A 12,882-nucleotide genomic window follows, 5' to 3' on the forward strand; every position below is an offset into this window, starting at 1 on the left:
AATACCGCTCTTTCTGAATAAGAAAGAACCACTTAGTAAAAAAGGGCGTCTAATAGACGTCCTTTTTATACGTTGCAAAATTAAGAACCTATCTCATCAATCATTTGTATAATTATTGGTGAGATAGGCTCTGAAACAACGAATTGATAACTGTGCGGGCTACTTTGCGCAGTTATATGAGATTTATTAAGGTTTTGCTCGGAAGATATGGTATATTTTACTGCTGCCACAAAAAGAAAGTCACTTTCTTGATTGGTGTAGTTAAAAAATTTACTGGGCATGCTGAAATTCCTGCAAAATGGAATAGCACTTGTGAAATGGGTAGCACTTGTAAAGTGATAGTACTGACGTACACGTAGTACTTGCGAAATAAAATGTTACTGCAACTTGTTATTTTTGCAGAACGAATAACGCTAATTACCTCCATTAACAAGGCTAATTACTTTTTAGATCGCAGGTGATGCTATTGATATCCCTATCAAATTTTTGCAGGCTTAGTTTGTAGTAATTGAGGGATATGTTGGCATATTCTATTGGTTTGGCTTGGTTGGCTTACCTTTGTAAACAAGCAAGCTTTGTACATACTTCATGGTAACAGGTTGAATTATGAGTGCGAATAGCGAAGCTCAAGGAAGTGGACGCAGTGCAGACATCTTCAAGTGGATCATTGTCTGTGCCTTATTAATAATTGCTATTGTTGGTAATTATTACTTCCGTCAATATAATCTCGCGCTGCGTGCTTTTGCAGTTGTGGCTGTTGTCGCTATTGCAGGTGCTGTCGCTTTATGGACCACAAAAGGTAAAGCAACACTGGCGTTTGCACGCGAAGCTCGCGTCGAGATGAGAAAAGTCATTTGGCCTACTCGCCAGGAAACATTACAAACTACTTTAATTGTTGCTGCAGTAACGGCTGTAATGTCATTAATACTGTGGGGACTAGATGGTATCCTGGTGCGTTTAGTTTCATTTATTACAAGCCTGAGGTTATTCTAAATGTCCGATTCACCTAAAAAGCGCTGGTATGTCATTCAGGCATTCTCTGGTTTTGAAGGTCGCGTAGCACAATCTTTACGTGAACATATCAAATTACATGCTATGGAAGATTCTTTTGGCGAAGTTATGGTTCCAACAGAAGAAGTTGTTGAAATCCGTAGCGGTCAGCGCCGTAAGAGTGAACGTAAATTCTTCCCAGGCTATGTCTTAGTCCAAATGGTCATGAATGATGACTCTTGGCACTTAGTGCGTAGTGTACCGCGTGTAATGGGGTTCATTGGCGGGACGTCAGATCGTCCAGCGCCAATTAGCGATAAAGAAGTTGATGCTATCATGAACCGCTTACAACAAGTTGGTGATAAACCACGTCCGAAAACACTGTTTGAACCGGGTGAAATGGTTCGTGTTAGCGAAGGTCCGTTTGCTGACTTTAACGGTGTGGTTGAAGAAATTGATTATGAAAAGAGCCGCTTGAAAGTGTCTGTTTCTATCTTCGGTCGTGCAACTCCAGTCGAATTGGATTTTGGTCAGGTAGAAAAAGCCTAATCTAAACGACAAAACTGACTTGCAAAAGGCGTGAAATTTGACTACAATTTCGCGCCTTTTGTTTTTATGTTCGGCGCAAATTAATGTGCGGGGCATGTTTAATGTAACGGGGAGCCTTGCAAACCGTAAGGCGCTATCACCCACTAGAGGAAATATCATGGCTAAGAAAGTTCAAGCCTACGTTAAGCTGCAAGTTGCAGCTGGTATGGCGAACCCAAGTCCACCGGTTGGTCCAGCACTGGGTCAACAAGGTGTTAACATCATGGAATTCTGTAAAGCGTTCAACGCAAAAACAGACAGCCTGGAAAAAGGTTTACCAATTCCTGTTGTTATTACTGTTTACGCAGACCGTTCTTTCACTTTCGTTACCAAAACTCCACCTGCAGCAGTTCTGCTGAAAAAAGCAGCTGGCGTTAAGTCTGGTTCAGGTAAGCCGAACAAAGACAAAGTTGGTAAAGTGACCTCTGCTCAGATTCGCGAAATCGCTGAAACTAAAGCTGCGGACATGACTGGTGCTGATGTTGACGCAATGATGCGTTCAATTGAAGGTACTGCTCGTTCCATGGGCCTGGTAGTGGAGGACTAAGACAATGGCTAAACTGACTAAGCGCATGCGCAATATCCGTGAAAAAGTTGATGCAACTAAACAGTATGACATCAATGAAGCCGTTGCACTGCTGAAAGAATTAGCAACTGCTAAATTCGTAGAAAGCGTTGACGTAGCTATCAACCTGGGCATCGATGCTCGTAAATCTGACCAAAACGTTCGCGGTGCAACTGTGCTGCCACACGGTACTGGCCGTTCAGTTCGCGTTGCTGTGTTCGCACAAGGCGCAAACGCTGAAGCTGCTAAAGCTGCAGGTGCTGAACTGGTAGGTATGGAAGATCTGGCTGATAAAATCAAAGCTGGTGAAATGGACTTTGACGTTGTTATTGCTTCTCCAGATGCAATGCGCGTTGTTGGCCAATTAGGTCAAGTTTTAGGCCCACGTGGTCTGATGCCAAACCCGAAAGTTGGTACTGTAACTCCAAACGTTGCTGAAGCAGTTAACAATGCTAAAGCAGGTCAGGTTCGTTACCGTAATGACAAAAACGGAATCATCCACACCACTATCGGTAAAGTTGATTTCGACGCTAACAAACTGAAAGAAAACTTAGAAGCACTGCTGATCGCGCTGAAAAAAGCAAAACCAGCTTCTGCTAAAGGTGTTTTCATCAAGAAAGTTAGCCTGTCCACCACTATGGGTGCAGGTGTTGCTGTTGACCAAGCTGGTCTGTCAGCGACAGTTTAATTGCTATAGCTTCGGCTAATTGGTAATTAGGCTTTACCTTTGCGTCAAATTTGTATAAAATTTGACGCCTTGAGTTTGTTGGGTACACAAAATGTATCCAACAAACCACGAATTTCGGTATGGAGTCTGGCCTTTCCAGACCCCGTCCAAGACCGCAGGTGTGGTTTATTAGTTATAATAGCTACTTAATTTACCTGCGTAGACGGTGACAGAGATACCTAGAATTTAATTCTGGATTCTATTCTGCTCACCGTGTTTTAGCGCTCTTACATAATGTTGTGTTTGAGTGATGTGAGTCCCGGGTTTTCCCGGTTAATCCAGGAGCAAGAAGCTAATGGCACTAAATCTTCAAGACAAACAAGCGATTGTTGCTGAAGTCAGCGAAGTAGCCAAAGGCGCGCTTTCTGCAGTTGTTGCTGATTCACGCGGCGTAACTGTAGCAAAAATGACTGAACTGCGTAAAGCAGGTCGCGAAGCAGGCGTTTATATCCGTGTTGTTCGTAACACACTGATCCGTCGTGCTGTTGAAGGTACTTCTTACGATGTACTGAAAGACGTGTTTGTCGGTCCAACCTTAATTGCTTTCTCTAACGAACACCCGGGCGCTGGCGCTCGTCTGTTCAAAGAGTTCGCGAAAGCGAATCCAGCATTTGAGATTAAAGCTGCGGCCTTTGAAGGTGAGTTAATCCAAGCGAAAGATATCGATCGTCTGGCAACTCTCCCAACTTACGATGAAGCAATCGCACGCCTGATGTCAACCATGAAAGAAGCCGCTGCCGGCAAATTGGTTCGTACTCTGGCTGCTCTGCGCGATCAGAAAGAAGCTGCATAAGCCCTTTCCTTCGTTGCTTTTTAACGTATAAACTATTTCTGAATTTTAGGAACACTTGTTATGTCTATCACTAAAGACCAAATCCTTGATGCAGTTGCAGAAATGTCTGTAATGGACGTTGTTGAACTGATTACTATGATGGAAGAAAAATTCGGCGTTTCTGCTGCTGCAGCTGTTGCTGTTGCTGCGGGCCCAGCTGAAGCTGCTGAAGAAAAAACTGAATTCGACGTTGTACTGTCAGCTGTTGGCGGTAACAAAGTTGCAGTTATCAAAGCAGTTCGTGGCGCAACCGGTCTTGGCCTGAAAGAAGCTAAAGATATGGTAGAGTCTGCTCCAGCGACCATCAAAGAAGGCGCGAGCAAAGACGAAGCTGAAGCTCTGAAAAAATCTCTTGAAGAAGCAGGCGCTTCTGTTGAACTTAAATAAGTTCAATTGCAAGAACGCAGCCTAATCTAATTAGGCTGACGGCTGGTGATTTTTTAATCACCAGCCTTTTTGCGCTGTAAAGCGTGATGGGTGTTAACAGCTTTTCACGCAGTTTTAATGTTAACAACAACCCTCCAATACTTCTTTCTATTGACGACTTAATATACTGTGTTCTTCGCTACGACCCGCTCGGGTAGCTCGGTAGCAATGGCAACGCAATGAAATGATTTAAGAGTAATAGCAATGAGTATTAAGGAAAGTATTCATTTTCCGTTTCTTATAAAAAAACGCGTTGCGGTTCAGTCTCTTATACTAAGAGCTAACCACTTGGGTCACTGATCAACGAGCTGAGGAAACCTATGGTTTACTCCTATACCGAGAAAAAACGTATCCGTAAGGACTTTGGTAAGCGTCCACAAGTTTTGGACATACCTTATCTCCTTTCTATCCAACTTGACTCGTTCCAGAAGTTTATCGAGCAAGATCCAGATGGCCAGAATGGGCTGGAAGCAGCTTTCCGTTCTGTGTTTCCAATTCAGAGCTACAGCGGTAATGCTGAATTACAATATGTCAGCTATCGTTTAGGCGAGCCTGTTTTTGATGTTAAAGAATGTCAAATTCGCGGTGTAACTTACTCTGCGCCTTTACGTGTGAAATTGCGTCTCATCGTTTATGAGCGTGAAGCACCGGAAGGAACTGTTAAAGACATCAAAGAACAAGAAGTCTACATGGGTGAAATCCCACTCATGACTGAAAACGGAACTTTCGTTATCAACGGTACTGAGCGTGTTATCGTTTCTCAGTTACACCGTAGTCCTGGTGTATTCTTCGACAGCGATAAAGGTAAAACACACTCTTCAGGTAAAGTGCTATATAACGCACGTATTATCCCTTACCGTGGTTCATGGCTTGATTTCGAATTTGACCCGAAAGATAACCTGTTTGTACGTATTGACCGTCGCCGTAAATTACCTGCGACCATTATTCTGCGTGCAATGGATTACAATACCGAAGAAATCTTAAATCTGTTCTTCGAAAAAACTGTATTCCAAATCCGTGATAATAAACTGATGATGACGCTGGTTCCTGAGCGTTTACGTGGTGAGACAGCTTCATTTGATATCGAAGCGAACGGTAAAGTCTATGTAGAAAAAGGCCGCCGTATCACTGCACGTCACATTCGTCAGTTAGAAAAAGAAGAAGTGAATAGCATCGAAGTTCCTGTTGAATATATCGCAGGTAAAGTCGTTGCTAGAGACTATATTGATGAAAGTACTGGTGAGCTGATTTGTGCAGCGAACATGGAACTTTCTTTAGATATGTTGGCACGTCTGAGCCAGTCTGGTCATAAAACAATCGAAACATTGTTTACCAATGACTTAGACCATGGTGCTTACATTTCTGAAACCGTTCGTGTCGACCCAACTAACGATCGTCTGAGTGCATTGGTAGAAATCTACCGCATGATGCGTCCTGGTGAGCCACCAACCCGTGAAGCCGCTGAAAACCTGTTCGATAACTTATTCTTCTCTGAAGATCGTTACGACTTGTCTGCAGTAGGTCGCATGAAGTTCAACCGTTCACTGAACCGTGAAGAAATCGAAGGTTCAGGTATCCTGAGTGAAGAAGACATCATTGATGTTATGCGTAAACTCATCGATATCCGTAATGGTAAAGGCGAAGTGGATGATATCGACCACTTAGGTAACCGTCGTATTCGTTCCGTTGGTGAAATGGCAGAGAACCAATTCCGTGTCGGTCTGGTTCGTGTTGAGCGTGCAGTGAAAGAGCGTCTTTCTCTGGGCGACCTCGATGCATTAATGCCACAAGATATGATCAACGCGAAACCAATTTCAGCCGCAGTTAAAGAGTTCTTTGGTTCCAGCCAGCTGTCCCAATTTATGGACCAGAACAACCCGCTGTCTGAAATTACGCACAAGCGTCGTATCTCTGCGTTAGGCCCAGGTGGTCTGACTCGTGAGCGTGCGGGCTTCGAAGTACGTGACGTTCACCCAACTCACTACGGTCGCGTTTGTCCAATCGAAACGCCTGAAGGTCCAAATATCGGTCTGATCAACTCATTATCTGTTTATGCACAGACCAATGAGTACGGTTTCTTAGAAACCCCATACCGTTTAGTCCGCGATGGCTTAGTAACAGACGAAATCCATTATTTGTCTGCAATTGAAGAAGGTAACTTCATCATTGCTCAGGCGAATACCGTTTTAGGTGATGATGGTAGCTTTGTTGAAGAACTGATTACTTGCCGTAACAAAGGTGAATCAAGCTTATTCAGCCGTGAACAGGTTGAATATATGGACGTTTCGACTCAACAGGTTGTTTCTGTTGGTGCGTCACTGATCCCATTCCTTGAACACGATGACGCCAACCGTGCATTGATGGGTGCGAACATGCAACGTCAAGCGGTTCCTACTTTACGTGCCGACAAACCATTAGTTGGTACAGGTATGGAACGTGCAGTAGCGGTTGACTCTGGTGTTACTGCTGTTGCAAGACGTGGTGGTTCGGTTCAGTACGTTGATGCTTCTCGTATCGTTATCAAAGTTAACGAAGATGAGATGTACCCAGGCGAAGCTGGAATCGATATTTATAACCTGACTAAATATACCCGTTCTAACCAGAACACCTGTATTAGCCAGATGCCTTGTGTATCTTTAGGTGAACCTGTTGAACGTGGTGACGTGTTAGCGGATGGTCCTTCAACAGACCTCGGCGAATTAGCACTTGGTCAAAACATGCGCGTGGCATTCATGCCATGGAATGGTTATAACTTCGAAGACTCCATCTTAGTTTCTGAGCGTGTTGTTCAAGAAGACCGTTTTACAACTATTCATATTCAAGAGCTCTCTTGTGTGTCTCGTGACACTAAATTAGGGCCTGAAGAAATCACTGCAGATATTCCAAACGTCGGTGAAGCTGCTCTGTCTAAACTTGACGAATCCGGTATCGTGTATATTGGTGCGGAAGTGAAAGGCGGCGACATTCTGGTTGGTAAAGTAACACCTAAAGGCGAAACTCAACTGACTCCAGAAGAGAAACTGTTACGTGCTATCTTCGGTGAAAAAGCATCAGACGTTAAAGACTCTTCTTTACGTGTTCCTAACGGTGTATCTGGTACGGTTATTGACGTACAAGTATTTACCCGTGACGGTGTAGAGAAAGACAAACGTGCATTAGAGATCGAAGAAACTCAGTTACGTGATGCGAAGAAAGACTTAACAGAAGAGCTGCGTATTTTCGAAGCTGGCCTGTTTGCACGTATCCGTTCTGTACTGGTTAACGGCGGAATTGAAGCTGAAAAACTGGACAAACTGCCTCGCGACCGTTGGTTAGAGTTATCTTTAGCAGACGAAGAGAAGCAAAACCAGTTAGAGCAATTAGCTGAACAGTATGACGAACTGAAATCTGAGTTCGAGAAAAAACTCGATGCAAAACGTCGTAAAATTACTCAAGGTGATGACTTAGCTCCGGGTGTACTGAAAATTGTTAAGGTTTATCTGGCTGTTAAACGTCAGATCCAACCGGGTGATAAAATGGCGGGTCGCCATGGTAACAAAGGTGTTATCTCAAAAATCAACCCAGTTGAAGACATGCCTTACGATGAAAACGGTAACCCAGTTGATATCGTTCTGAACCCGCTGGGCGTACCATCACGTATGAACATCGGTCAGATTTTGGAAACCCACTTAGGGATGGCAGCGAAAGGTATTGGTGAGAAAATCAATGCTATGCTTAAACAGCAAGAAGAAGTTGCCAAACTGCGTGAGTTTATCCAAAAAGCATACGATTTAGGTGATGATCCACGCCAGAAAGTTGATTTGAACACTTTCACTGACGAAGAAGTTATGCGTTTGGCTGAGAACCTGAAAAAAGGTATGCCAATTGCAACACCAGTATTTGATGGTGCGAAAGAGAAAGAAATCAAAGAACTGCTGAAACTGGGCGGTCTGCCGACTTCAGGTCAGATTACATTATTCGATGGTCGTACTGGCGAGCGTTTTGAGCGTCAAGTTACTGTCGGCTACATGTACATGCTGAAACTGAACCACTTGGTTGACGATAAGATGCACGCCCGTTCAACAGGTTCTTACAGCTTGGTTACTCAGCAACCGCTGGGTGGTAAAGCGCAGTTCGGTGGTCAGCGTTTCGGGGAGATGGAAGTGTGGGCACTGGAAGCATACGGTGCAGCCTATACTCTTCAAGAAATGCTTACAGTTAAATCGGATGACGTTAACGGCCGTACGAAGATGTATAAAAACATCGTCGATGGTAGCCATCAGATGGAACCTGGTATGCCGGAATCTTTCAACGTATTGCTGAAAGAAATCCGTTCACTGGGTATTAACATCGAGCTGGAAGACGAGTAATTCGTTTTATGCCGGAAAGCTTGCTTTCCGGCACATGTAAGCACTGGGATTTGGGGAGAGTGTCTTTGAACACTCACCTGACAGGTCTAACTCCGACAGGAGCATTTTGTGAAAGACTTAATAAAGTTTCTGAAAGCGCAAACCAAGACCGAAGAGTTTGATGCTATCAAGATTGCTCTGGCATCACCTGATATGATCCGTTCATGGTCATTCGGTGAAGTTAAAAAGCCAGAAACCATTAACTACCGTACGTTCAAACCTGAGCGTGACGGTCTTTTCTGTGCGCGTATTTTCGGGCCAGTAAAAGACTATGAATGTCTGTGCGGTAAGTACAAACGTTTAAAACACCGCGGTGTGATTTGTGAGAAGTGTGGCGTAGAAGTTACACAGACCAAAGTCCGTCGTGAGCGCATGGGTCACATTGAACTTGCATCTCCGACTGCACACATTTGGTTCTTAAAATCACTGCCATCCCGTATCGGTTTGCTGCTCGATATGCCACTGCGTGATATTGAACGCGTTCTGTACTTTGAATCATATGTAGTTGTTGAAGGCGGTATGACTAGCCTTGAGCGTGCACAGATTCTGACAGAAGAGCAATATTTAGATGCGCTGGAAGAGTTCGGTGACGAATTTGATGCGAAAATGGGTGCGGAAGCTATCCAAGGCCTGCTGAAAAACCTCGATCTTGAGAACGAGTGTGAAACGCTGCGCGAAGAGTTAAATGAAACTAACTCTGAAACTAAGCGTAAGAAGCTGACTAAGCGTATCAAACTGCTGGAAGCATTTATTCAATCTGGTAACAAACCAGAGTGGATGATCTTAAACGTATTACCAGTATTACCACCGGATCTGCGTCCATTAGTTCCACTGGATGGTGGTCGTTTCGCAACATCAGATCTGAACGATCTGTATCGTCGCGTAATCAACCGTAATAACCGTCTGAAACGTCTTCTGGATCTGGCTGCGCCAGACATCATCGTACGTAACGAAAAACGTATGCTGCAAGAAGCGGTTGACGCCCTGTTAGATAACGGTCGTCGTGGTCGCGCAATCACTGGTTCTAACAAACGTCCTCTGAAATCTTTGGCAGATATGATCAAAGGTAAACAAGGTCGTTTCCGTCAGAACTTACTTGGTAAGCGTGTTGACTACTCAGGTCGTTCTGTTATCACCGTAGGTCCATACCTGCGCCTGCATCAGTGCGGTCTGCCGAAGAAAATGGCTCTTGAGTTATTCAAACCATTTATCTATGGCAAATTAGAATTACGTGGTCTGGCTACAACCATTAAAGCTGCGAAGAAAATGGTTGAGCGCGAAGAAGCGGTTGTTTGGGATATCTTGGATGAAGTCATCCGTGAACACCCAGTCATGTTGAACCGTGCACCAACACTTCACCGTCTGGGTATCCAAGCTTTCGAACCTATTCTTATCGAAGGTAAAGCTATCCAATTGCACCCACTCGTTTGTGCGGCATATAACGCCGACTTCGATGGAGACCAAATGGCGGTACACGTTCCTCTGACTCTGGAAGCTCAGTTAGAAGCACGTGCGTTGATGATGTCGACTAACAACATCCTGTCACCTGCAAGTGGTGAGCCGATCATCGTTCCTTCTCAGGACGTTGTATTGGGTCTTTACTACATGACACGTGACTGCGTAAACGCGAAAGGCGAGGGCATGGTATTAGCCGGTCCTAAAGAAGCTGAGCGTGTTTACCGTTCAGGTCATGCGTCACTGCATGCCCGCGTTAAAGTCCGTATCACTGAAGAAGTAAAAGATTCGGAAGGTAACATTACAATCAACACTGGTTTAGTTGACACCACTGTTGGTCGTGCAATTTTATGGATGATCGTACCGAAAGGTCTGCCTTATGCTCTGGTAAACCAAGCGTTAGGTAAGAAAGCTATCTCCAAAATGCTGAACACCTGTTACCGTGTTCTGGGCCTGAAGCCTACTGTTATTTTTGCTGACCAAATCATGTATACCGGTTTTGCCTATGCGGCACGTTCTGGTGCATCAGTTGGTATCGACGATATGGTTATTCCAGAGAAAAAAGCTGGGATCATCGCCGAAGCAGAAGCTGAAGTTGCAGAAATTCAGGAACAGTTCCAGTCTGGTCTGGTAACAGCAGGCGAACGTTACAACAAAGTTATCGATATCTGGGCAGCAGCAAACGAACGTGTTGCTAAAGCGATGATGGAAAACTTGTCGACTGAAGCGGTTATTAACCGTGATGGCGTCGAAGAACAACAAGTTTCTTTCAACAGTATCTTTATGATGGCCGACTCCGGTGCTCGTGGTTCTGCAGCTCAGATTCGTCAGCTAGCAGGTATGCGTGGTCTGATGGCTAAGCCAGATGGCTCCATCATCGAAACACCAATCACGGCAAACTTCCGTGAAGGTCTGAACGTTCTCCAGTACTTTATTTCTACGCACGGTGCGCGTAAAGGTCTTGCCGATACCGCATTGAAAACAGCGAACTCCGGTTATCTGACTCGTCGTTTAGTTGACGTTGCACAGGACTTGGTTGTGACTGAAGACGACTGTGGAACTCACGAAGGTATCCTGATGACTCCGGTTATCGAGGGTGGCGACGTTAAAGAACCACTGCGTGAGCGTGTATTGGGTCGTGTGACTGCAGAAGATATCCTGATCCCAGGAACGGCAGACATTCTGGTTCCACGTAATACATTACTGCACGAAAAACTGTGTGACCTGTTAGAAGCTAACTCAGTCGACAGCGTTAAAGTTCGTTCAGTTGTAAGTTGTGAAACTGACTTCGGTGTGTGTGCTCACTGTTATGGTCGTGACCTTGCTCGTGGTCATATCATCAACAAAGGTGAAGCTATCGGGGTTATCGCGGCACAGTCAATCGGTGAGCCGGGTACACAGTTAACGATGCGTACGTTCCACATCGGGGGTGCGGCATCTCGTGCGGCGGCAGAATCTAGCATTCAAGTCCGTAACACAGGTACCCTGAAACTGGTTAACGCTAAATTCGTTACGAACTCAGAAGGCAAACTGGTTATTACTTCACGTAATACAGAACTGCGTCTGATTGATGAATTCGGTCGTACGAAAGAAAGCTATAAAGTCCCTTACGGTGCGCACTTGACGAAAGGCGATGGCGATGCAGTAACGGGCGGTGAAACTGTTGCGAACTGGGATCCACATACAATGCCAGTTGTCAGTGAAGTATCGGGTATTATCAGCTTCTCTGACATGCTTGATGGCCAAACAATGACGCGTCAGACTGACGAATTAACCGGTCTGTCTTCAATCGTTGTTCTGGATACTGCGGAACGTACCAGTGGTGGTAAAGACCTGCGTCCAGCACTACGTGTTATTGACGCAAATGGTAACGATGTTCTTATTCCTAACACGGACATGCCTGCTCAGTACTTCTTACCGGGTAAAGCAATTGTTCAGTTAGATGATGGCATCGCAATCAACGTCGGTGATACCTTAGCGCGTATTCCACAAGAATCTGTGGGTACTAAAGATATCACGGGTGGTCTACCACGCGTAGCTGACTTGTTCGAAGCACGTCGTCCGAAAGAGCCTGCAATCTTGGCTGAAATCAGCGGTATTATCTCGTTTGGTAAAGAAACCAAAGGGAAACGTCGTCTGGTTATCACACCATTAGATGGTAGCGATCCGTACGAAGAGATGATCCCTAAATGGCGTCAACTCAACGTGTTCGAAGGTGAGATCGTTGAACGTGGTGACGTGGTTTCCGATGGTCCAGAATCTCCACACGATATTCTGCGTCTGCGTGGTGTCCATGCTGTTACGCGTTATATCACTAATGAGGTTCAGGAAGTTTACCGCTTACAAGGCGTTAAGATTAACGATAAACACATTGAAGTTATCGTTCGTCAGATGCTGCGTAAAGTGACTATCGCGGATGCAGGAAGTTCTGAATTCCTCGAAGGTGAACAAGTCGAGTACTCACGTGTTAAAGTTTCTAACCGTAAACTGGAACAAGAAGGCAAAATTCCAGCGAACTTTGCTCGTGACCTGTTGGGTATTACTAAGGCATCTCTGGCAACAGAATCCTTTATCTCAGCAGCATCGTTCCAAGAAACGACACGCGTACTGACTGAAGCCGCAGTTGCGGGTAAACGTGACGAATTACGTGGTCTGAAAGAAAACGTAATTGTTGGACGCCTGATCCCAGCAGGTACTGGTTTTGCGTATCACCAAGACCGTATCCGCCGCCGCCATCTGAACGACGTTGTGGATGCACCACAAGTCAGTGCAGACGAAGCAACAGCAAACTTAGCTGAGCTGTTAAATGCAGGTTTTAGCAGTGACAACCAGAACTAATTTCTGATTTCACTGTAAAACGCCTGACAAAAGCCAGTGCCGAAAGGTACTGGCTTTTTTTATGTCTTAGGTT

The 12,882-nt window shown here is 45.0% G+C and carries 9 protein-coding genes; 8 read left to right on the forward strand and 1 reads right to left on the reverse strand.

Annotation, left to right across the window (positions count from 1 at the left end; genetic code table 11):
• Window positions 1-80: 80 nt before the first annotated feature.
• Entirely contained in the window at window positions 81-281 is a 201-nt protein-coding gene (locus PSF31_RS17215) for a hypothetical protein (RefSeq protein WP_036958857.1), read from the reverse strand.
• A 325-nt stretch (window positions 282-606) separates the two neighbouring features.
• Here PSF31_RS17215 and secE point away from each other — a divergent pair, with 325 nt between their 5' ends.
• The 8 genes from secE to rpoC all read left to right on the forward strand — a co-directional run bounded on the left by secE (window position 607) and on the right by rpoC (window position 12,809).
• Entirely contained in the window at window positions 607-993 is a 387-nt protein-coding gene (gene secE / locus PSF31_RS17220; RefSeq protein ID WP_004264377.1) for a preprotein translocase subunit SecE, read from the forward strand.
• A complete protein-coding gene (gene nusG, locus PSF31_RS17225) occupies window positions 994-1,539 on the forward strand; it encodes a transcription termination/antitermination protein NusG (RefSeq protein ID WP_004264378.1) in 546 nt (181 codons plus the stop codon).
• 157 nt (window positions 1,540-1,696) lie between these two features.
• Window positions 1,697-2,125, forward strand: coding sequence for a 50S ribosomal protein L11 (rplK, locus tag PSF31_RS17230; RefSeq protein ID WP_004264379.1), 429 nt, complete (start codon window positions 1,697-1,699; stop codon window positions 2,123-2,125).
• Window positions 2,126-2,129: 4 nt separating this feature from the next.
• Window positions 2,130-2,831 carry a 50S ribosomal protein L1 gene (rplA, locus tag PSF31_RS17235; protein WP_004264380.1) on the forward strand — a complete coding sequence of 234 codons (702 nt, stop codon included), beginning with the start codon at window positions 2,130-2,132 and terminating at the stop codon, window positions 2,829-2,831.
• Between the two features lie 334 nt (window positions 2,832-3,165).
• On the forward strand, window positions 3,166-3,663 hold the full coding sequence (gene rplJ, locus PSF31_RS17240; protein WP_004264381.1) for a 50S ribosomal protein L10: 498 nt from the start codon (window positions 3,166-3,168) through the stop codon (window positions 3,661-3,663).
• A 60-nt stretch (window positions 3,664-3,723) separates the two neighbouring features.
• Window positions 3,724-4,089 carry a 50S ribosomal protein L7/L12 gene (gene rplL, locus PSF31_RS17245; RefSeq protein WP_004264384.1) on the forward strand — a complete coding sequence of 122 codons (366 nt, stop codon included), beginning with the start codon at window positions 3,724-3,726 and terminating at the stop codon, window positions 4,087-4,089.
• Between the two features lie 359 nt (window positions 4,090-4,448).
• The gene (gene rpoB / locus PSF31_RS17250) at window positions 4,449-8,477 is read left to right on the forward strand and encodes a DNA-directed RNA polymerase subunit beta (protein ID WP_004264386.1); all 4,029 of its coding nucleotides are present in this window, start codon (window positions 4,449-4,451) and stop codon (window positions 8,475-8,477) included.
• Between the two features lie 108 nt (window positions 8,478-8,585).
• Entirely contained in the window at window positions 8,586-12,809 is a 4,224-nt protein-coding gene (rpoC, locus tag PSF31_RS17255; protein ID WP_004264390.1) for a DNA-directed RNA polymerase subunit beta', read from the forward strand.
• The last annotated feature ends 73 nt before the right edge of the window (window positions 12,810-12,882 follow it).

The sequence above is a fragment of the Providencia sp. PROV156 genome, from assembly GCF_028480905.1.
Taxonomy (GTDB): Bacteria; Pseudomonadota; Gammaproteobacteria; order Enterobacterales; family Enterobacteriaceae; genus Providencia; species Providencia hangzhouensis.

Coding starts and splice junctions, on each gene's coding strand:
- PSF31_RS17215 (WP_036958857.1), bottom strand. CDS start 281: ATGCCCAGTAAATTTTTTAACTACACCAATCAAGAAAGTGACTTTCTT.
- secE (WP_004264377.1), top strand. CDS start 607: ATGAGTGCGAATAGCGAAGCTCAAGGAAGTGGACGCAGTGCAGACATC.
- nusG (WP_004264378.1), top strand. CDS start 994: ATGTCCGATTCACCTAAAAAGCGCTGGTATGTCATTCAGGCATTCTCT.
- rplK (WP_004264379.1), top strand. CDS start 1,697: ATGGCTAAGAAAGTTCAAGCCTACGTTAAGCTGCAAGTTGCAGCTGGT.
- rplA (WP_004264380.1), top strand. CDS start 2,130: ATGGCTAAACTGACTAAGCGCATGCGCAATATCCGTGAAAAAGTTGAT.
- rplJ (WP_004264381.1), top strand. CDS start 3,166: ATGGCACTAAATCTTCAAGACAAACAAGCGATTGTTGCTGAAGTCAGC.
- rplL (WP_004264384.1), top strand. CDS start 3,724: ATGTCTATCACTAAAGACCAAATCCTTGATGCAGTTGCAGAAATGTCT.
- rpoB (WP_004264386.1), top strand. CDS start 4,449: ATGGTTTACTCCTATACCGAGAAAAAACGTATCCGTAAGGACTTTGGT.